The organism is Corynebacterium sp. HMSC055G02 (assembly GCF_001809065.1).
Taxonomy (GTDB): domain Bacteria; phylum Actinomycetota; class Actinomycetes; order Mycobacteriales; family Mycobacteriaceae; genus Corynebacterium; species Corynebacterium jeikeium_D.
The window spans coordinates 21632-41033 of sequence record NZ_KV795634.1; the positions used below are offsets into that span (position 1 = coordinate 21632).

Here is a 19402-nt window from a genome sequence, read left to right on the forward strand (position 1 = left end):
CACCTAGGCGTATTGCAATACGTATTTAGGGAACTAGCTATATTTACCCACCCCCGAAGGAGCTAGAACACCCTTCCCGTTCGACTAAAACCGGGCTTTTACTACCCGCTTTAACGCCATAACCCCCTAATCGAGCTACCACCCCCGCTAACTACGCACAATTGTTCGATTCTTTAGCACACCTCTCTCCATACCCAATCCGCCCCCACCGCTATGGTTAGCTCCATGCTCGCCAACCGTCGTTTCCGCTCGCCACTGCAGGGCCTCGCCCTCCTTATCGGCGCAGCGACAATCCTCAGCGGCTGCACGGCTCCCACAGCCCCCACTCCAGAGAGCCAGTCATACAGCCCGGCACCGGCACCCGCATTTACGCCCGAGCCAGAGGAACCCGCGCCCGAGATTCCCGAAGTGCCCCACGCCCCCGCCGCCCCGGACACCCCAGCGCCCGGCACATCGCCTATCGACGGCATCCGTAGCGCCCTCAACCAGCTGGAGGTAAAAGGGCGCGCACCGAAAACCGGCTATGCGCGCGATGAGTTCGGGCAACGTTGGAGCGACGACGTCTCTGCCGAGTTTGGGCACAACGGATGTGACACGCGAAACGATATTTTGAATCGTGACCTTATTAATAAGGAGTACAAACCAAATAGCCACGATTGCGTCGTGCTTTCAGGGCAATTACTGGATCCCTATACCGGCACGATGATTGAGTTCCAGCGTGGCCGCGATACCTCTTCTGCCGTTCAAATCGACCATGTCGTAGCCTTAAGCGACGCCTGGCAAAAGGGGGCACAGCAACTCCCGCCCGAGGTTCGGCAGGACTTTGCCAATGACCCCCTCAACCTCTTGGCCGTCGATGGCCCCGCCAATCAACAGAAGCGGGATAGCGATGCCGCATCCTGGGTACCCGCCAATAAGCCATTTCGCTGCCAGTATGTCGCTCGCCAGGTGGCAGTAAAACAGAAATACCACCTGTGGCTCACACAGGCGGAGTACGATGCCATCGACCGTTGGCTCTCTACCTGCACACCAGAGGATGAGCCCACACTTGCCGCCCTAACCCTGAATTAGGGCAACTTCCTCCGACGCTCACCGATGCCGCACACCGAGGCTCAAGCCAGCGAATATGCCACCTATTCAGCTACGCACTCGCAACCTCCGCCCCTCCTAGTCTCGAACATTTCTATTTTTCAGAAGATTCCTAGCCCCCTAATTTCTGGGGGCGACCGCCATTCAGCTACTGCCCGCCCCGTCAAACAAACCAACCGAAAACCCCTGGGTTCATAGAGTTATATACGTCAATATCAGAATTGAATTCGTTACCGCAGTGTTATCCTTTCGTTATATTCACTGCTTCCTGTCGGTTTATAACTGTTTGATAACACTGTATCCTCGAGCCCGTACGCGAAAAGGTACCCGTCGTAAAGCATTGCGCACGCCGACTGCGTATTTTTTACTTTTCTTCGTGGAAACTACTTTTTGACGCGGCACAGGTTTGTTAAAGTCTGGTTGTTACAAAATCGCACTACCGTGACTGATGGTGTCAGTGTGACTAAAGAGTCGCTTGGCGCTATTAATCGCTTGTCCATCATCTTGGAGGATTCTCACCCATGGCAGCTGAAATGAAGGCTCCGGAAGTACCACTTGGGCTCCAAATCAAGGCTTTTGCCCAGTCGATTCCACCACTCCTGCGTACTGGTGCCCTGTACATGACTCCGAAGACGGCGCCGAAGATTCTCGATTACCTGCGTCGCCTGAAGTTCTCCGTCGCCAGCCTGATTTCCATGAGTGCGCTGCGCTACCCGGATCGCCTCGCCCTTGTCGACGATGACGGTGAACTCACCTATTCTCAGCTGCTTGACAACGCCCACGCCCTGGCTCGCGCCTTGATGGACCGTGGCATGACCCAGAAGTCCAGCTTCGGCGTTATCGCACGCAACGGCCGCGGCATCATCCTGCCGATGGCCATCAAGGGATTCATCGGCTCCGAAATTATGCTGATGAACATCGGCTCCGGCCCGACTCAGATTCGCGGTGTCGTTGACCAGAATAAGGCCAAGTTCCTGTTCGTCGATGACGAGTTCCTGGGCAACCTGCCAGAAGACCTCGACGATGTCACCGTCGTTATTACCTCCGTGACCAAGCCGGAGACCCGCAAGAACGCGGGCAAGAACTTCGTGTTCATGGAAGACCTCATTGAAGAAGGTCGTACATCGAACGCCAAGCTAGATCCGAAGCCGGAGCAGGGACGCATCATCATCATGTCCTCCGGCACCACCGGCATCCCGAAGGGTGTCCTGCGCAATGAGCCGAAGACACCGGCAACTGTGGGTGCAATCGCCGATCGTATTCCGTGGCGCCGCAACATGGTCATTCACCAGTCCGCATCCATGTTCCACGCCTGGGGCTGGGCAAATGTGCTGATTGGCATGGCTACCGGCTCCACCATTGTCACCATGCGTGTCTTCGACCCGAAGAAGGCTGTTGACCAGTGTGAACAGTACGGCTGTAACGGCATGATTTCCGCGGCCTTCTTCCTGCGCCAAATCAAGGACGTTCTGGATGAGGAGCCGAACCGCAAGATTGGCCCGTTCCGCTTCATTGTCTCCTCTGGTAACGCCATCCCGGGCTGGCTCGTCTCCGCGCTGACTCACCGCTTCGGTCCGGTTATCTGTAACTTCTACGGCTCCACCGAGGCCGGCCTGTGCTCCATCGCATCCGGCGCGGACCTCGCAGCCCGCCCGGACTCCGCAGGTCGCCCGGCAATTGGCGCCAAGGTTCGCATCCTGGGTGACGACGGCAAGGAAGTCGAGCCGGGTGAGGTTGGCATGATCCACACCGCTCAGGAGCTCTCCTTCATCGGTTACCTGAACAAGAAGGACAAGTTCACCACCGTCGATGGCCTGTTCCAGATTGGTGACCTCGGCCGTATCGACCAGGACGGCTACCTGTACATCTGTGGTCGCTCCGACGACATGGTGATCAAGGGCGGCGAGAACGTCTTCCCACGCGAGGTCGAAGAAATTCTGGGCCCGGTGCCGGGCATCGCCGATGTCTTCTGCCACGGCAGCAACGAAAACGACGAGATTTTCGCTGACCTGTTCCTCTACGTTGTCCGCGAGGACAATGAGGCCGGCAAGAACCTCACCGAGGACATGCTGCGCGAGTACGTCCGCGAAACTCTGGCCGAGCACTCCACTCCGGACCGCGTCTTCTTCGTCGACTCCCTGCCGCGCAACGCCATCGGCAAGGTTGTCCCGCGCGAGGTCAAGGCAATGCACGAGCGCCTGAATCTGGACGCTCAGTAAGAAGCCTGCACACGAAAGTGTGCCCACCGGCTATCCGCCTGGTGGGCACACTTTTTGCTTATTTCCGCTACCTTTTACACGGCTATCCGCGCGGGCGCACCTGGATTTCATCCACGTTGGCATCCGCTCCGGTATCAACGGCCAGACGTACCGCGGCTGCGATCGATTCAGGCCGCATGAACTTCGTGCCGTCGTAACGCCAATCCGCATCATCGCGGTGCCAATTCGACTGCAGCTGAACCTGCATATCGGTATCGACGCGCCCGGGGTGCACGGAGCTGACTCGTACCGCGCCACGCTCTTCCTCGCGCAGCGCATCGGTGAAGGCCCGCAGTGCGAACTTCGACGCCGCATACGGCGAAGTACCAGCTGAAGCGCGGAATCCCGAGCCCGAGTTGATGGTCACCAGCGTACCCTCCGCCTTGCGCAGCGCCGGCAGCAGCTGGCGGGTCAGGTCGGCAACGGCGACGACGTTGATGTCCATAATCCGCGACCAGTCCGCACGCGAAACCTCCGCCACGTCCCCATCGACGTACACGCCCGCCGAGTGCACGAGCACATCCAGCCCGCGCCCACCGAGCGCCTCCAACAGCTTTGCCACTTCCGCGTTTACGGCGTCGGTATCACCCAGATCAGCAACGAATACGCTTGCCGACGGCAACTGCGACGCCACCTTCTCGGCAGACTCAGCACTGGTAGCGCCCACAATGACATGGTGATCACGGGAGAGATCCTTGGCAACCGCCAGGCCGATACCACGGCTTGCGCCCGTGACCAGGGCAATCTTGGTATCAGCGGCAATATCGATGCTCATGTACGGCTCCTCTATGTAGTCGGTTTACTTCTTCGGCTTCGCGCCGCCCACCTGGTCGATGGGGGTCACCTGCAGGAAGTCAATGTTGACGCGCTTCGGACGGGTGGCCGCGAACACAATGATGTCGGCAACATCATCGGCGGTCAGCGACTCAACGCCATCGTAGACCGCTGCGGCCTTGGTCTCGTCGCCGTCGAAACGCACGAGTGAGAAGTCGGTGTGGACGCGCCCCGGATCGATTTCGGTGACGCGCACGCCATCGGCAGCAACCTCTTGACGCAGGACTTCCACCAGCGCGCGCTCAGCGTGCTTGGCTGCGTTGTAACCGGCGCCGCCGGTGTAGACCTGACGGCCGGCAATCGAGCCGACGGTGAGCACAATGCCGCTAGTGGACTTCAATGCGGGCAGCAGCGCGCGGGTGACGCGCAGGGTGCCCAGCACGTTGACCTCGTACATCCAGCGCCACTTTTCCTCGACAGCGCCTTCAACCGATTCCATGCCCCAGGCGCCACCGGCGTTGTTAACCAGCACGTCGACGCGCGGTTCGGCCTTAGCCAGCGCCGCCACATCGGCGTCAGAGGTGACGTCAACCTTGTAGACCGTCGCTTCACCACCGGCAGCGCGAATCTCCTCCGCGACAGCCTCCAGCTTGTCCTCGCGGCGGGCTCCCAGCACAACGCGGAAACCTTCAGCTGCGAACTGCTTGGCAGTGGCTGCACCAATACCGGAAGAAGCACCGGTAACTACAGCTACTTTCTTGCCATTAGTTGAAGTTTCAGAGGTCATGGGGGCTCAACTCCTTGCTACATGCGTCTACTAATATCCCCGACTGTAGTCATACGACACCCTCCTGCGCCGAAGACTGCGTGTGCTTTACACCTGATGTTCCACGTGAAACGTATATAAAACTGTGCCGGAATTTTTCCGATTCACCGCATGCACAGCCGCTAAAACCGCGATACTGGTTGCATGTCTGACCAGCCTCACTTCCCACATCTTCTCTCCCCTCTCGATGTCGGTCCTCTAACTCTGCGCAATCGCATCATCATGGGTTCAATGCACTCCGGTCTGGAAGACCGCACCCGTGATATCCCCAAGCTGGCTGCCTACCTGGGTCGGCGCGCCGAAGGTGGCGTGGGACTCATCGTCACCGGCGGTTATGCTCCCAACATCGAAGGCTGGCTGACTCCGGCCGGTTCGATGATGGCGTCGAAGCGCATGGCGGACAATCACCGCCGCGTTACTGACCTCGTGCACTCCCACGGCAGCCACATCGTGCTGCAGGTGCTGCACGCCGGTCGTTACAGCTACAGTCCGCTGGCTCGCTCCGCCAATACCGGTCAGTCGCCAATTAGCCCGTTTAAGGCTCATCGCCTCACCGGCTTTGATGTCTCACGCACCATTGGCGCTTATGTCCGCGCCGCGAAGCTCGCGAAACGTGCTGGTTACGACGGCATTGAGGTTATGGGCTCCGAGGGTTACCTGCTCAACCAGTTCCTGGCCGAGCGCACTAACCACCGCTCGGACAACTGGGGCGGCAGCGCCGAGGCTCGCATGCGTCTGCCCATCGAAATTGTCCGCCGCATTCGCGCCGAAGTGGGCGAGGACTTCCTGCTTCAGTACCGCATTTCGCTGCTTGACCTGGTGGAAGACGGCCAGACCTGGTCCGAGACCACTGAACTCGCGCAGCGTCTGGTCGAGGCTGGCGTCGATGTCTTCAACACCGGCATCGGCTGGCACGAAGCACGCGTCCCCACCATCGTTACGTCCGTGCCGCGCGCCGCATTCACGGATCTGACTGGTCGTCTCCGTTCGCTTGTCGACGTCCCGGTCGCAGCCTCCAACCGAATCAACCGCCCCGAGGTTGCGGAGAAGATCCTCGCTGACGGCAATGCGGACCTGATTTCCATGGCCCGCCCACTGCTGGCTGACCCAGACTTCGCCATCAAGGCGGGCGATGGTCGAGCTGACCAGATCAACACCTGTATCGCCTGTAACCAGGCCTGCCTGGACCACACCTTCGCGGCCAAGCGCTCCACCTGTTTGGTCAACCCGAAGGCGGCTTACGAAACCGAGCTGGTATCCGTGCCGGTTGCGAAGGACAAGGCCAAGCGCGTCGCCGTGATCGGCGCTGGTGTGGCTGGACTCGCTTTCGCGGAAGCCGCAGCTCAGCGCGGTCACCAGCCGGAGATTTTCGAGGCCGCCGATCAGATTGGTGGCCAGTTCAACCTCGCCGCACAGATTCCGGGCAAGGAGGACTACGGCGAGACGCTGAAGTACTTCTCACGTCGCCTGGAGGTGCTCGAAGTTCCGGTTCACCTGAACACGCGTGCCGACGTCGACGAGCTCAAGACCAAGTTTGACCACGTGATTGTGGCCACGGGTGTCACCCCACGAATCCCGGGCATTGACGGTATCGACCACGAGAAGGTCATTCGCTACGACGAGCTGCTCTCGGGTGCGAAGCAGGCCGGTAACAAGGTGGCCGTCATCGGTGCTGGTGGTATCGGTGTGGACGTGTGTGAGTACCTCACGCGCAAGCCGAACCAGACCATCGAGGCCTGGAAGGACGCCTGGGGCGTCGGTGACCCAGCGGAGTTCCGCGCGGGTCTGACCAAGCCGGGCACGGTCTCTGGCGCGGCTGAGGAGTTTGAGGTTGAGCGCGAGGTGCACCTGCTGCAGCGCAAGACCTCCCGCATCGGTAAGGGCCTGGGCAAGACCACTGGTTGGGTTCACCGTGCGGAGATCAAGAAGGCCGGTGTCAAGCAGTACACCGGCGTCACCTACAACCGTATCGATGACGAGGGCCTACACATCACCATCGATGAAAAGCCACAGGTCATCGCGGTTGACAACGTGATTGTCTGTACTGGTCAGGTATCCAATCTGGACTGCCTGGGCGGAAAGAATCGCGAGAGCGTCACCGGCGATAACTCCAATGTCACCATCATCGGCGGCGCGGACGTGGCCGCTGAGCTGGACGCAAAGCGTGCCATCCGCCAGGCCGTTGAGGTAGCGCTCGCGCTGTAGGGCTAGGGCTGCTACGCCTCGTAGCGGTCGGTGTAGGCGCGCTGCTCGAACTCGAAACGGCCCGGGTGAGCCGGGAACTCACCCGGGACACCGATGGCCAGCAACAGCGCTACCGCCACATCGGTGTCACCGGCACCGATAGCTTCCTTGACCTTCTGCTCACTAAAGCCCGTCATCGGGGAGCTAGCCCAACCAAAGGCGCTGGCAGTGACCATAGCGAAAGAAGCGGCAATCATGGCGTCGCGGATTGCGAACTCGCGGGAGAGACCCTTTTCCTCGCGGACCTTATGGAAGGAGGTCATCGAGGCTTCCCGCTCGGCAGCGGCAACTTCGTCCCACAGGCCAGTCGCCTTGTTGGCCTCAACCAGGCGTGGAATACCGCGCTTCCAGCCGGTCGGCTCACCAATGAAGGCGAGCAGCAGCGGCGCATTGGCAACCTGCTTCTGACCACCGGCAGCTTCCACTACCTGCTGGCGCACCTCAGGGTCCTCGATGCGCACGATAGCCCGAGACTGAATGTTAAAGGCGCTGGGAGCTTCCAGAGATAGCTCCAGGAGGCGGCGCACGTCAGCGTCGTCAAGCGGTTCGTCAGCGTAGACGCGCGTGGCACGGCGGTTGCGGATGATGTTCTCAAATTCGGTGGCGAACTGGTCGCGCGGAGAATGCGAAGTCATGCATTAAAGAATAACTGTTTGCCAACCTTCGAGTTCGAGCAGCCAGCGCTTCATTTCGCGGCCGCCGGCATAGGATCCGAAAGACCCCGCTCCCCCACTGGCGGGCACCACGCGGTGACAGGGAATCAGAATGCCCAGCGGATTGGTGGCACAGGCCGAGCCAGCAGCTCTGGCGGCACGGGGTGATCCGGCCATTTCAGCGAGCTCACCGTAGGTCACAACCTGGCCATACGGCACGTCGCGCAGTGCGGTCAGCGCACGAGCGCGGAAAGAATCCTGGGTGAATATGTCGCAGTCCAGCGGCAGCGCAAACTCGCGGCGCTGCCCGGCAAAGTACTCGCGGAACTGCTGCGCTGCCTGTTCCGCCACCGCTTGCGCTTCGGGGTCGGCGGCGCTGGGGTCGTCGTCAAGCACGGGGCCTAAGAGATTGACTTCGACGACCCCGCGAGCGGAGGTGGCGATTCCAAGCACGCCGAAAGGCGTTTCTACCTGGGAAATCGCCATAAAACCTCCTACTTAGCCCTTGTTGGCCTGGAACCAGGCCAGCAGCTCGTCCCACTCCTTCTCGTGACCGGAGCGGAAGTAACCACCGTAGCCCACGCCCTTGCCGCCAGCCGGCTGAGCCTGGCGCTTTTCAATCTTTTCAGCAGAGCTCATCACATTGGTGATCAGGTCTGCCGAGGACTCCTCAGTCCAGTAATCATCCGGAACGCGGATGGACAGGAACGGCTGCGGAGCCTTGGAGAAGCGGTTAGCGAAGTCGAACTCGGAGTCGTCGAAGAAGTAGCCTTCCTTGCGAGCCCAGCGAGCCCACTGACGCATGACACCGTTCGGCGGCTCAACAGCCAGACGCCACGCCGACGCCGGAATATGGCCGGTAATGAAACCGCTAATCGGGCCGAGAATATTGAAGATGAAGAATGCGCGGACCTTGCCCGCCACTGACGGCACCTTGGAAATACGCATACCGCGGCAGTTGACCAACGCCGCTGCGTCATAGGTGCCCTCGGAGCCGGCGTAGACGATGCCGTGACCACCAACCGCGTGGCCGACAGCGAAGTGCGGCACGTCCGGGTAGGTCTCCTTGGCCCACTCAATCACACCCGGAATATCCTTGGTGATCCAGTCCGACATCCGGATGTCTTCATTGTTCTGGTCAGTCTTCAGAGCGGACTGGCCAATTCCGCGGTAGTCATAGGTGATAACGCCGTAGCCCTTTTCTGCCACGGTCTCAGCGAAACGGTGGTAGAAACCCTGCGGCACACCGGTACCGGAGTGAACGGTGATGATGCCGTTGGGAATGTTCTCTGGGTTCTCCTTCGGGCGGAACATGGTTCCGCGCAGCAGGACGCGGTCATTAGCCGGAATAATGATGTCCTGCCGAGGGCACGGCTCCGGCAACTTCGGGCTCTTCGCGGAAAAACGGCTATCCCCAGTGGAAGTGGTTGAGGCTTCGGAGGTCATTTATGCAGTTCCTTCGAGTGGACTTAAACAGTGCATGATTTTGTATACACAATCTTAAAGTGTAAGGCTCATCACTTTCAGCGCTTTCGTGGAATTTGCCTCACACGCGTTACAACTGCACATCCCCATAGGCGCGTTCGTCCTCAATTGGCTCCAGATGCGAGGAGATATGCACACCTGGGAAACGCTCCCGCAGCTCATCTTCCATCGCGGTAAGCACATCGTGACCGCGCTCCACGCTCCACGCGCCCGGCACCAGCACATGAAACTCAATGAACTTCTGATACCCCGACTCGCGAGTGCGGATTTCGTGGACGTCGATGCCACGACTCCGGTCACGGTGCGAGGCCAAAATCTCATCCACCGCCACGCGGTCGTCGCCCTCCATGGCCTTGTCCATCAGGCCGTTACCGGAATCGCGCAGCAGCTTGTAGCCGGTGACCAGGATGTTTACGGCCACGGCCAGCGCGATAATCGGGTCGAGCCACCACAGGCCGGTAGCCCACACCAGAGCCACACCCGCCAGAACGCCGGCGGAGGTCCACACGTCGGTCATCAGATGCTTACCGTCGGCGGTCAGCGCCAGGGAGTTGTGGTGGCGCCCAGCCTTAAGCAGAACCAGCGCCACCGCACCATTGATCACCGAGGCAATTACGGTCACGACGAGGCCCAGGCCAATCTGCTCAATCGGCTGCGGGTTCACCAACCGCTCGATGGAGACATAAATAATGGCCGCCGCCGCCACGAAGATCATGGCACCTTCCAGCCCGGCCGAGAAGTACTCTGCCTTGGAATGGCCGAACTCATGATCGCGGTCCGCGGGCCGCGCGATAACCTTGAGCACGATAATTGCGACAACTGCCGCAACCAGATTGACAATCGACTCCGTCGCGTCGGAAAGCAGGCCCACCGATCCGGTTAGAGTGTAGCCCCAAAACTTCAGCGCGATGGTGACGACCGCCGCCCCCACTGAAAGCCAACCAAAACGAGATAAGTCCTGCATATGCGGGCACTTTACCCGCCTTTCCGGAGTTACTACCAGTTCTATGAGCACCGATTTCCAGTTCAATTTGCAGAACATTTCTGCAGGCCTGCCGTTCGCGTCGCAGCTCGCCTCGCTTGCCGACGCCGTGCGCGACCACGACGTAGTAGTCCAGGCCCCACCGGGCACCGGCAAAACCACGTTGGTTCCACCGGCGGTGGCCAACACCCTGGGTGGCCGCATTGTGGTCACGGCTCCCCGGCGCGTGGCGGTGCGCTCGGCGGCGCGGCGGTTGGCGCAGTTGTCGGGCACGAAGCTCGGTGAGGAAGTTGGCTACTCGGTGCGTGGCGACGCAAAAGTTTCCCGCACCACCCGCGTTGAGTTTGTCACTCCCGGTGTGCTGCTGCGCCGACTGCTGCGCGACGGCGACGTGGATGCCAGCGCGGTGCTCATCGATGAGGTGCACGAGCGCGGCTTGGACACCGACCTGGTGTTGGCGATGGTGCGCGACTTGCGGGATATCCGCGATGACCTGCGCATTGCCGCTATGTCGGCAACGGTGGACGCGCCGAAGTTCGCGGCCTTGCTCGGCGGCTCCACCCCGGCCCCCATTGTGGCGGCGGAGGCGGAGATCTTCCCGCTGGACATCCGCTACGCGCCCTTTCCGCAACGGCTGGATGCACGCGGTGTGACCGACGACTTCCTGCAGCACGTTGCCGCCCAGGCCAGCACACTCACGGAAGAAGCCGCCGGTGATGTGCTGGTTTTCCTCCCCGGCATCCGCGAGGTGGAACGCTGCGCGGGTTATATCGCGGATTCCTCGGAGGTGGCGGTGCTGACGCTGCACGGCCAGCAGAGCTCCGAGGAGCAGGACCGCGTGTTCCGTCGGCAAGCGGATGGTAGACGCGTAATTGTGTCCACCGCGATTGCGGAATCATCCGTGACTGTGCCGGGCGTGCGCGCCGTTGTCGACGCCTGCCTCGCGCGCGGACCGCGACTCGACATTGCGCGTGGCTTCTCCGGCCTGGTCACCAGCTCGTGTGCGCAGTCCTCCGCGAACCAGCGCGCTGGCCGAGCGGGACGTGAGGGCCCGGGCATCGTGGTGCGCTGCGTCTCCCAGTCGGAATTCGCGTCCTTTCCCGCCTGGCCCGCGCCGGAAATCGAGGTCGCCGACCTGACCCAAGCGCTCCTCGACGCCGCCGCGTGGGGCACGCCGGGGATGCAGGGACTGAAGCTTCTCGACGCCCCACCACCCCACCACGCCGAGGCTGCAAACCGCATTCTCGCTGGCCTGGGCGCTGTTGATGAGGCCGGTGACATCACGGAACTCGGCCGCACCCTGGCTACCCTGCCGGTGCATCCGCGCATGGGACGCGCGCTGCTGACCGCCACGGCCATGATGCCGCAGCACGCCGACGCGGTCGCACGCGCGGTGGAGAAACTCACCGATGCCCGCGGCTTGGCCAAGCAGGTGCGCCGCATTGAGCTGGATACTGAAGCCCCCGCCAATCTGCTGCCCTCGGACATCCCCGCGCTGGTCACGGCCCTGGCGTGGCCGGATTTCATCGGGCGACGGCGCAGTGCGAGTTCCGACGAGTACCTTTTCACCGGCGGCACCGCAGCGGAACTCGCCCGCGGTTCTGACCTGCGCGGCCACGAGTGGATTGCGGCCGCCGACATCTCGCGGCTCTCACACGGCCGCGCGCTCATCCGCGACGGCGAGGCAATTGACCTGGAAATCGCCATGCTCGCCGCCGGCCACCTCGCCCACACGGAAACCACGGCGCGCGTCGAACAGGGCCGCGTTCGCGCCCGCGAGCGCGACCTGCTCGGCGCCATCGAGCTGTCCTCCCGCCAGGTCTCCCCGACGCCCGAGCAGTGCATTGCCGCCAACTCCGCCTGGCTTGCCAAAGCGCTTGCCGACGCCTCCCCCAGCCTCGACCGCGACACCGAACAACTCCGCCGCCGCATGGCCTTTCTCCACACTCATCGCGGTGCCCCATGGCCGGATGTCTCCCCCGCAGGGCTCGCGGCCCAGGCCGAGCTCCTCTTTGCTGGCGAGCTGGACCGCCCGACCCCACCCAAGCTAGATGCCGAGCACCTCCGCCGCCTGCTGCCCTGGCCGGAGGCTTCGGACTTCGACCGGCTGGTGCCCGAACGCCTAGAGGTCCCCTCCGGTTCGAAGATTCGCCTGGAGTACCCGGAGGACCCCACGAACCCTGAGGCAAAGATTGTGCTCGCCGTGAAGTTGCAGGAGTGCTTCGGCCTGGCGGAGACCCCGCAGGTATTGGAAAAGCCGGTGACAATGCATTTGCTGTCACCGGCTCAGCGACCACTCGCGGTCACTCAGGACTTGGAAAGTTTCTGGAATGGCGCCTACGCACAGGTTCGCTCCGAGATGCGGGGCCGTTACCCCAAGCACCCGTGGCCGGAGAACCCGTGGGAGGAGCAGGCTACTGCGAGGACGAAGCGTCGTCGTTAAGCAAGCCCGTCGTTAAGCAGCTGCCTGTGCCCGCACGCGACTGGGCTTGCGCCAGAGGTAGATTGCGTAGCCCAGGCAGGTGAAGAAGAGCACGCCCCCCATGATTCCCTGCATGTTGCCGTAGAACCACTGCCCCACATTGGCAGCGTGGCCGAAGTCATTGCCCACGAACACCTTGTACGGTGCCCACCAGTGGGCGATCATGAACAGGACACCGACAATAATGTGCCCAATCTCGCGGACGAAGAGCACCAGCGGCACGAAGACCATGACGATCGACCAGTGGTGGCTGACCGCGTATGGCCCGGCGAAGCTGACCGCCAGCGCAACGAAACCGAGGGCTGCGACCTCATAGCCATTGCGGTGGTAGATCCACGCCACGAAAGCAGCGGCGATGGCACCAAAGAGGAAGAAACCGTAGATGCCAATATCGAGCGCAGTGCCCTCCACCCCGGCACGGGCGAGCAGACCACTGAACGCCTGGTTGGCCTCATAGGTCGGGGCGCCACCGCGGTTGCCGGCGAAGAACTCATCGGTCCAGAAGTAGATGGACTCCTTAAAGCGCACGGCGAAACCAATAGCGACGGTCACCAGGAACCAGCAGAAGCTCTTGGCCACGGCCGCAAAGTCACGGCGCATGAGGAACACCAGCGCATATGCCGCGGGGGTGATCTTAATTCCCGCCGCGATACCCACGCCCAGTCCACGCAGTTTCTTGGGCAAAAAGCCCAGCACATCGGAGACCACCAGCAGCGCGAGGAAGACGTTGATCTGCCCGAAGAGCACGTTGGCGCGCAGCGGGTCGAGCAGCATCACAACACCGAGCACGCAGGTAGCCATCAGCTTCGGACGCTCAGAGCCGAGACGAGTGAAGACCATCCACAGCATCGCCCACACCGCCGCCAGCGTGGCGAACGTCCAGATGATCTGCAGGGTCACCGGCCCCGCCCAGGTCAGCGGGTAAAACAGCAGCGCCGCAAACGGTGGGTAGATGAAGCGGAAACCCGATCTGGTGGGAAACTCTGGTGAGTAGAGATCCTGGTCTCGTCGTAGTGCCCAGCCGGCGTCTTGGAAGACCTCGAGGTCCATCATGTAGGCAGTTGCCGCAAGATAGATGAAGTCGATGACAACGACCAGCGACACCAGCCCAAATACAATTGCCAAGATCCGTCTCTGCATGACGGAAAGCGTCGAGAGTCTGTCCATGAGCATGATTCGACACTACCGCACAGTTCTTCCTACTCAGGCCTTAGAGTGGGAGGTATGTTCGTGGAAAACTATCGCAAGGTTCGCTCCGAGATCGACGACGCTTGCCGACGAGCTGGGCGCCAGCCCTCCGAGGTCCGCCTGCTGCCCGTCAGCAAGACTGTGCCTGTCGACGCCCTGGTGGAATCCTGGCCGGAGCTCGCAGCAGCCGGCTGCGCTGGCCTGGCGGAAAACCGCGTCCAGGAAGCGGTGGCCAAGGCGGAGGCATTCCGGGAGGCCTTCGGCGACAAGGCACCACATATGGCCATCATTGGTCCACTGCAGACGAATAAGGCCGGCCACTTGGTCAGTTGTGCTGATGAGTTTCAGGCTCTGGACCGCCCGAAGGTGGCCGGAGCACTGCAGCGTCGCTTGGCCGATTCCGAGCGCACGCTCGATGTCTTGATTCAGGTCAATGCCTCCCGCGAGCCGCAGAAGTCGGGTCTGGCGCCGAGCCACGCGGCGGAGTTTGTCCGCATGTTTGGCCCCGATGGCGAATACCCGAACTTGCGTCTGCGCGGGTTTATGACCATCGCGGCCCAGAATGATCCGAATGTGCGCGAGACCTTCGCGGAGCTGCGGGAGCTGCGGGACAGTCTGCTCGGGGATTTACCGGAGGGTGTCAGCCTCGACGAACTGTCAATGGGTATGTCCGGCGACTACCGCGAAGCCATCGCCGAAGGGGCGACCACCGTGCGTGTGGGACGCGCCATCTTCGGTGAGCGCTCCTATCAGAAATAAAGGTAATCAAATGAAGGTAATCTCAGTGCCATGAGTTCTGATGTCTCCCCGTGCTCCCGTCGTCGTTTCCTCCTGGGAACTGCCGCCACTGCAGCTGGCGCACTCGTAGCCGCTTGTGCACCAAAGTCTGCGGTGGAAAAGGTTGACGCTGCCGACATTCCGGTTGGCGGCGGTGTGGTGATTGGCAATTACGTCGTCACGCAGCCGGAGGAAGGCAAGTTCGCCGCTTTCTCCAGCTCCTGCCCGCACCAGAATGGTCGCATCACTGAGGTCAGCAATGGTGTGATGATTTGCCCGAACCACAACTCCCACTTTGATATTGCTACTGGTGAGGTTGTTTCTGGCCCGTCGCGTAAGCCCGCTGGCCAGGCATCGCTTTCAGCCGAAGGCACTGAGCTGATTGTGGGCCAGAAGTAGGTTTATCTTCTACCGCCGCGGCTTCAACCCCGCCACAGCACACGCACCAGCGATGAAGGACAGCGCCACCAGCCACGGAATCAGCCCTGCCCACTCGAAGCGACTGAACACCATGCCGGATACCCAACCGACAATGGACGAACCCGCGTAGTAGCTGAACAGGTACATCGATGATGCCTCGGCGCGGTCGCGCTGTGCCACCAGCCCCACGCCGGACGAGGACAGCGAGTGCGCCACGAAGAACGAGGCCGTGAACACGAGCACGCCCACAATCAGCGCGGGCAGCCACGGCAGCAGCGCCAGCCCCAGGCCCACGCACGCGGCCAGAGTCGCAATGGCGATGAGGCGGCGACGGCTCACCGTCTTCGCCCACACACCCGCGCGTGCCGACGACCACGTGCCCGACAGGTAGAGAATAAATACGAACCCTGCCAGTGCCGGGGAGAGCCCGAACTTATCGCCCAGCCGGAAGCCCAGGTAGTTGTACAGGGAGACAAACGCTCCCATAAACAGGAACGCCAGGGCGCACAGCGCCAGGATGCGCGGGTCGCGCAAGTGTCGCGCAATGGCCTGCCCCTCCCCTGCAAACGACAGTTTCTTCGGCTTAAACCTGCGCTGTTGCGGCAGGAAGTACCAGGTCAGAATGGCGAAGATGAACGCCACCGTCGCCGAGACCGCAATCGCCACCCGCCAGGAGGCGAACTCCAGCACAATGGACGGAATGATACGGCCGAGCAGGCCACCGACCGTCGTGCCCGAGATATACAGCCCCATCACGCGACTGACGTGGTCGGCGTGGACTTCCTCACTGACATACGCCATAGCCACTGCGGGCACACCGGCAATGACAATGCCCTGCAACAGGCGCAGCGCAATCATCGAACCGATGCCCGGCGCGATTGACACCACGAGCCCCAGTAGCGTTGCCACAAATGCGCTGATGACGATGACGCGCCTGCGCCCAAAGCGTTCCGACAAAATGGACACCGGGATAATCGCACAGGCCAAGCCACCGGTGGTGGCGGATACCGTCAGCGCGGCGGTGGCGGGGTCGACCGATAGCTCGTCGGAAAGCGTGGGCAGTAGCGCCTGCGTTGCATAGAGCGCTTGGAACGATGCCAGGCCAGCGAAAAGCACAGCAATAAGCGCGCGACGGAATCCGGGATCTTCTGGCCGCAGTCCTTCGATCTGTTCGGGGTTTTCGTTAGCGCTAGTCACTTGTCCTACGTTAGCCCTCCCTCCAAACCCCTCGCTGAATACACGGATTCAGAAAACCTTTTTAATTCGCCCGCGGTATCGCTTTCGTTTTATTAGTTTCGTAGGCATGACTACTTCTTCCGCACAGCCACAGAGTCGCAATCACGACCGCGAGTACGACATCGTCGTCTACGGTGCCACGGGTTTCGTGGGCCGTTTGATTGTGGACTATCTGGCTAAACACGCCGGTCAGACGAAGGTGGCGCTTGCAGGCAGGAACGCCCAGAAGCTTGCCGACGTCGCGGAGAACGCAGGCGTATCGGACTGGCCGGTCATTGTTGCGGATGCTGCCGACCAGCCGGCGGTGGCTGAGCTTGCGGCCAGTACAAAGGTGGTGCTGACCGTTGTGGGGCCGTATGCGAAGTACGGTCGCACCCTGGTGGCCGAGTGCGCCAAGGCCGGTACTCACTACGTCGACCTTTGTGGCGAGGTGCTGTTCGTCCACGACTCCATTGCGAATAACCACGAGGTGGCGCAGCAGACCGGAGCGAAGATTGTCCACTCCTGCGGCTTCGACTCGATTCCTTCCGACGTCGCTGTCCGCGAGCTCCACGAGGCGGCCCACACCAAGCTCGGTGAGACAACCCTGTTGTTCAAGCACGTCAAGGGCGGGGTCTCCGGCGGCACTATCGATTCGGTCCGCGTCCAGCTTGCACAGGCCAAGAAGGACCCCAAGCTGCGTCGCATCATCGCCGATCAGTACGCCCTGGCTGAGCCGGGTCCCGACCAGGGTAAGTTCGGCGTCGACCTGCGCCCGGCGCGCTTCCGCCGCCATTGGCGAGCACCCTTCTTCATGTCGCCGTTCAACACCCGCATTGTTCAGCGCTCGGCGATGCTGGCGGATTACGGTGATTCCTTCCGCTACCGCGAGCTACTCAATGTCGGCCGTGGTCCGAGGGCTTTCGTCCGCGCAAATATTTTTGCGGCTGTCTGCAGGTTGGCACTGGCGGCGATGGCGTTCGGGCCGACGGCCAAGCTCATTGATAAGAAGCTGCCGAAGCCGGGTGAGGGCCCGAGCGCTGAAGAACAGGCCGAGGGACGCTTCACCATCGAGGCCTACACCGTCGATACTTCCGGCATTCACTGGCGTTCCAAGGTGTCGCTCGAGGAAGACCCGGGGTACGCAGGCACCGCGATCATGATTTCCAGCGCCGCCCTCGCGCTCGTCCACGACGATCTGCCGGACGCTACCGGCGTGCTCACTCCCACTGTCGCGCTTGGCGACGCCCTATCCCGCCGTCTCCGCGCGGGCGGCATGACCATTGAGGCGGTGCAGGCTCGATGATTGGTGGCCTGACCGGTGCTTTTGCAAATATCACCCGCGGACCGAAACTGCCGAGTGTAGGTGGCGGCCGTGCGTTAGTGACCGGCGCTTCCTCCGGCATCGGCTGGGCATGCGCGGAGGCACTGGTCGAGGCCGGTTTCGAGGTCGTTGGTACGTCCCGCAGGGGCGCGGAGGCGCCGCACCCCGAGGGCGTGCAGATGGTGGCGCTCGACATGTCCAGCGCCGACGACATCGCTGCTGTGGTCGCCCACGGGCCTTACGACGTCGTCGTCGCCAACGCCGGTGAGAGCCAATCGGGCGCTTTCGAGGAGCTACCCCGCGAGGCGCTTGAGCGTCTCTTCCAAGTCAATGTTCTGGGGCAGGTGGAGCTGTTACAGCAGCTGCTGCCTGGCATGCGCGAGGCCGGTCGTGGCCGAATTGTGCTGGTTGGCTCGATGCTCGGCGGGTTGCCGCTGTCCTACCGTTCTTCTTACGTGGCGACGAAGGCCGCTATCCGCGGCTTTGGGCTTTCGTTGCGCGGTGAAGTCGCGCAGTTCGGTATTGGGGTGACGGTTGTCGAGCCGGGTGCCATCAACACGGGGATTTCTACACGTCGGACGACGTATGGCGATGAGGGTTCCGTTTACGCTGCTGATGTCCACCGCATGCTGACGAAGTTGAATGCCAATGAGGAAGATGGCATTCCCGCTTCGGAGATTGCTGAGGTGGTTATGCGCGAGGTATCTGCCGAGCGACCTTTGGCTCTGGTGGCGCGGGGGTCGTCGGCAAGCGTTGCAGTGCCCTTCATGCGGCGAATCCCGACGCAAGCGATGTTGACCATCATGCGCCGGGTGCACGGGCTGCGGTGAGTTAATCGGCGACGGCGCGCATTTCAACGGCCTGCGCACACGCCTCCGCGGCTTCGTGGGCTAGGTTGATGGCCTCTTGCTCGTCTGCGACTTGGACGATCCAAAAAGCTGACGGGAACGTCATCGCGTTGTAGTACGGCAGATCACTATGTGAACCATCCGGCAGCACCGTCATGGCATCCTCCGGCGGTACCAGCCCGCCGGACATAACCCAGTGGCCTTCGTCCTGAAGCTTCTGATTGAAGCGTCCAATCCGTTCAAAGGCAGCGTGCATTTCCTCATCAGAGTCATACGCGTTGATATCTCTGCGGCCATGGACCGTGAAAAAGTACTGCACACCAAGCTCCTGAGTTTCGTTTTGCTAAGTGTAACAGATTGCGCGGGGCTGGAACCGGGAATTTGTGGGGAATTTAGAGCTTTGGTTGAGCGTTTTTGCGGCCAGGGCCTAGTTCTCCTGTTGCGCGGCGGCGGCTCGCTGTGCCCTGATCTCCGCTACCTGCTGCTTGCGGGTATTGAAGCCCATGCGCCACGGGGCTGCTAGACCTGACTCGGGGGCATGCGGGTTATCGCGCCAAGATTTGCCCTCGTTGTAGGCCTGTGCACCCTCACGGTATGCGGCGGACTGCTGAGAAAAAGTTGGATACGGCTGTTCGTCAGCCTGCCTGGCCTGCGCGCCGACAGCTTTCATTCTTGCGCGCAGTTCCTTGACTTTGTTCTTCGCCCTTTCGTCATGCTGTTCCTGCTGCTCTGCGATCTCAGCGAGTGCCTGCTGCTCGGTGATGGGGTCGCACCAGTCTTCCTGACCGTCATCTTTGTAGATACTGCCGCTGTGATCCCAATACCTTGTCATGCGTT

Annotated in this window: 18 protein-coding genes; 8 read left to right on the plus strand and 10 right to left on the minus strand. The window is 61.5% G+C overall.

Annotated elements, in window-relative coordinates:
* Positions 1 to 213: 213 nt before the first annotated feature.
* The gene (locus tag HMPREF2547_RS01390; protein ID WP_083295689.1) at positions 214 to 1071 is read left to right on the plus strand and encodes an HNH endonuclease family protein; all 858 of its coding nucleotides are present in this window, start codon (positions 214 to 216) and stop codon (positions 1069 to 1071) included.
* 539 nt (positions 1072 to 1610) lie between these two features.
* Positions 1611 to 3308, plus strand: coding sequence for an AMP-binding protein (locus HMPREF2547_RS01395; RefSeq protein WP_049193377.1), 1698 nt, complete (start codon positions 1611 to 1613; stop codon positions 3306 to 3308).
* A gap of 82 nt (positions 3309 to 3390) precedes the next feature.
* On the opposite strand, the gene HMPREF2547_RS01400 is transcribed toward HMPREF2547_RS01395, so the two are convergent.
* Positions 3391 to 4122, minus strand: coding sequence for an SDR family oxidoreductase (locus HMPREF2547_RS01400; RefSeq protein WP_016421787.1), 732 nt, complete (start codon positions 4120 to 4122; stop codon positions 3391 to 3393).
* A 24-nt stretch (positions 4123 to 4146) separates the two neighbouring features.
* Positions 4147 to 4908: an SDR family oxidoreductase gene (locus HMPREF2547_RS01405; RefSeq protein ID WP_049193380.1), complete on the minus strand. Its 762-nt coding sequence runs from the start codon at positions 4906 to 4908 to the stop codon at positions 4147 to 4149.
* Between the two features lie 183 nt (positions 4909 to 5091).
* On the opposite strand from HMPREF2547_RS01405, the gene HMPREF2547_RS01410 reads away from it, so the two are divergent.
* Positions 5092 to 7152 carry an oxidoreductase gene (locus tag HMPREF2547_RS01410; protein ID WP_070604509.1) on the plus strand — a complete coding sequence of 687 codons (2061 nt, stop codon included), beginning with the start codon at positions 5092 to 5094 and terminating at the stop codon, positions 7150 to 7152.
* Positions 7153 to 7163: 11 nt separating this feature from the next.
* On the opposite strand, the gene HMPREF2547_RS01415 is transcribed toward HMPREF2547_RS01410, so the two are convergent.
* The 4 genes from HMPREF2547_RS01415 to HMPREF2547_RS01430 all read right to left on the minus strand — a co-directional run bounded on the left by HMPREF2547_RS01415 (position 7164) and on the right by HMPREF2547_RS01430 (position 10293).
* Positions 7164 to 7826: a nitroreductase family protein gene (locus tag HMPREF2547_RS01415; RefSeq protein ID WP_049172542.1), complete on the minus strand. Its 663-nt coding sequence runs from the start codon at positions 7824 to 7826 to the stop codon at positions 7164 to 7166.
* 3 nt (positions 7827 to 7829) lie between these two features.
* Positions 7830 to 8330 carry a methylated-DNA--[protein]-cysteine S-methyltransferase gene (locus tag HMPREF2547_RS01420; protein WP_049172545.1) on the minus strand — a complete coding sequence of 167 codons (501 nt, stop codon included), beginning with the start codon at positions 8328 to 8330 and terminating at the stop codon, positions 7830 to 7832.
* Positions 8331 to 8342: 12 nt separating this feature from the next.
* Positions 8343 to 9290 carry an alpha/beta hydrolase family protein gene (locus tag HMPREF2547_RS01425; protein ID WP_049189819.1) on the minus strand — a complete coding sequence of 316 codons (948 nt, stop codon included), beginning with the start codon at positions 9288 to 9290 and terminating at the stop codon, positions 8343 to 8345.
* A 109-nt stretch (positions 9291 to 9399) separates the two neighbouring features.
* Positions 9400 to 10293, minus strand: coding sequence for a cation diffusion facilitator family transporter (locus HMPREF2547_RS01430; RefSeq protein ID WP_049189821.1), 894 nt, complete (start codon positions 10291 to 10293; stop codon positions 9400 to 9402).
* Positions 10294 to 10336: 43 nt separating this feature from the next.
* Here HMPREF2547_RS01430 and HMPREF2547_RS01435 point away from each other — a divergent pair, with 43 nt between their 5' ends.
* Positions 10337 to 12754 (plus strand): ATP-dependent RNA helicase, encoded by a 2418-nt coding sequence (locus tag HMPREF2547_RS01435; protein WP_070547009.1) that lies wholly within the window; start codon positions 10337 to 10339, stop codon positions 12752 to 12754.
* Between the two features lie 12 nt (positions 12755 to 12766).
* On the opposite strand, the gene HMPREF2547_RS01440 is transcribed toward HMPREF2547_RS01435, so the two are convergent.
* Positions 12767 to 13933: a glycosyltransferase 87 family protein gene (locus HMPREF2547_RS01440; RefSeq protein WP_246819591.1), complete on the minus strand. Its 1167-nt coding sequence runs from the start codon at positions 13931 to 13933 to the stop codon at positions 12767 to 12769.
* Positions 13934 to 14017: 84 nt separating this feature from the next.
* Between HMPREF2547_RS01440 and HMPREF2547_RS01445 the strand changes: the two genes are divergently transcribed.
* Both HMPREF2547_RS01445 and HMPREF2547_RS01450 read left to right on the plus strand, forming a co-directional pair.
* On the plus strand, positions 14018 to 14740 hold the full coding sequence (locus HMPREF2547_RS01445; protein WP_070429089.1) for a YggS family pyridoxal phosphate-dependent enzyme: 723 nt from the start codon (positions 14018 to 14020) through the stop codon (positions 14738 to 14740).
* A gap of 30 nt (positions 14741 to 14770) precedes the next feature.
* Positions 14771 to 15157: a Rieske (2Fe-2S) protein gene (locus tag HMPREF2547_RS01450; protein ID WP_049172555.1), complete on the plus strand. Its 387-nt coding sequence runs from the start codon at positions 14771 to 14773 to the stop codon at positions 15155 to 15157.
* Positions 15158 to 15166: 9 nt separating this feature from the next.
* Here HMPREF2547_RS01450 and HMPREF2547_RS01455 read toward each other — a convergent pair whose 3' ends face one another.
* Complete coding sequence (locus HMPREF2547_RS01455; RefSeq protein WP_049189830.1) at positions 15167 to 16375, minus strand: MFS transporter; 1209 nt, start codon at positions 16373 to 16375, stop codon at positions 15167 to 15169.
* 106 nt (positions 16376 to 16481) lie between these two features.
* Here HMPREF2547_RS01455 and HMPREF2547_RS01460 point away from each other — a divergent pair, with 106 nt between their 5' ends.
* The gene (locus HMPREF2547_RS01460; protein ID WP_049193394.1) at positions 16482 to 17699 is read left to right on the plus strand and encodes a saccharopine dehydrogenase family protein; all 1218 of its coding nucleotides are present in this window, start codon (positions 16482 to 16484) and stop codon (positions 17697 to 17699) included.
* Positions 17696 to 18547 carry an SDR family NAD(P)-dependent oxidoreductase gene (locus HMPREF2547_RS01465; protein ID WP_070604513.1) on the plus strand — a complete coding sequence of 284 codons (852 nt, stop codon included), beginning with the start codon at positions 17696 to 17698 and terminating at the stop codon, positions 18545 to 18547. Before HMPREF2547_RS01460 ends, HMPREF2547_RS01465 begins: the two co-directional genes overlap by 4 nt.
* A 1-nt stretch (position 18548) precedes the next feature.
* Here the strand turns inward: HMPREF2547_RS01465 and HMPREF2547_RS01470 are convergent, their stop codons facing one another.
* Positions 18549 to 18884, minus strand: coding sequence for a YciI family protein (locus HMPREF2547_RS01470; RefSeq protein WP_049189837.1), 336 nt, complete (start codon positions 18882 to 18884; stop codon positions 18549 to 18551).
* 108 nt (positions 18885 to 18992) lie between these two features.
* Positions 18993 to 19397: a hypothetical protein gene (locus HMPREF2547_RS01475; RefSeq protein WP_083296844.1), complete on the minus strand. Its 405-nt coding sequence runs from the start codon at positions 19395 to 19397 to the stop codon at positions 18993 to 18995.
* Positions 19398 to 19402 lie beyond the last annotated feature (5 nt).

Bases quoted from the DNA above. Each gene is read 5' to 3' on its own strand.
- HMPREF2547_RS01450 (WP_049172555.1), top strand. From the start codon at position 14,771: ATGAGTTCTGATGTCTCCCCGTGCTCCCGTCGTCGTTTCCTCCTGGGA.
- HMPREF2547_RS01475 (WP_083296844.1), bottom strand. From the start codon at position 19,397: ATGACAAGGTATTGGGATCACAGCGGCAGTATCTACAAAGATGACGGT.
- HMPREF2547_RS01440 (WP_246819591.1), bottom strand. From the start codon at position 13,933: ATGCAGAGACGGATCTTGGCAATTGTATTTGGGCTGGTGTCGCTGGTC.
- HMPREF2547_RS01460 (WP_049193394.1), top strand. From the start codon at position 16,482: ATGACTACTTCTTCCGCACAGCCACAGAGTCGCAATCACGACCGCGAG.
- HMPREF2547_RS01445 (WP_070429089.1), top strand. From the start codon at position 14,018: ATGTTCGTGGAAAACTATCGCAAGGTTCGCTCCGAGATCGACGACGCT.
- HMPREF2547_RS01405 (WP_049193380.1), bottom strand. From the start codon at position 4,908: ATGACCTCTGAAACTTCAACTAATGGCAAGAAAGTAGCTGTAGTTACC.
- HMPREF2547_RS01430 (WP_049189821.1), bottom strand. From the start codon at position 10,293: ATGCAGGACTTATCTCGTTTTGGTTGGCTTTCAGTGGGGGCGGCGGTC.
- HMPREF2547_RS01395 (WP_049193377.1), top strand. From the start codon at position 1,611: ATGGCAGCTGAAATGAAGGCTCCGGAAGTACCACTTGGGCTCCAAATC.
- HMPREF2547_RS01390 (WP_083295689.1), top strand. From the start codon at position 214: ATGGTTAGCTCCATGCTCGCCAACCGTCGTTTCCGCTCGCCACTGCAG.
- HMPREF2547_RS01410 (WP_070604509.1), top strand. From the start codon at position 5,092: ATGTCTGACCAGCCTCACTTCCCACATCTTCTCTCCCCTCTCGATGTC.
- HMPREF2547_RS01400 (WP_016421787.1), bottom strand. From the start codon at position 4,122: ATGAGCATCGATATTGCCGCTGATACCAAGATTGCCCTGGTCACGGGC.
- HMPREF2547_RS01420 (WP_049172545.1), bottom strand. From the start codon at position 8,330: ATGGCGATTTCCCAGGTAGAAACGCCTTTCGGCGTGCTTGGAATCGCC.
- HMPREF2547_RS01425 (WP_049189819.1), bottom strand. From the start codon at position 9,290: ATGACCTCCGAAGCCTCAACCACTTCCACTGGGGATAGCCGTTTTTCC.
- HMPREF2547_RS01465 (WP_070604513.1), top strand. From the start codon at position 17,696: ATGATTGGTGGCCTGACCGGTGCTTTTGCAAATATCACCCGCGGACCG.
- HMPREF2547_RS01435 (WP_070547009.1), top strand. From the start codon at position 10,337: ATGAGCACCGATTTCCAGTTCAATTTGCAGAACATTTCTGCAGGCCTG.
- HMPREF2547_RS01415 (WP_049172542.1), bottom strand. From the start codon at position 7,826: ATGACTTCGCATTCTCCGCGCGACCAGTTCGCCACCGAATTTGAGAAC.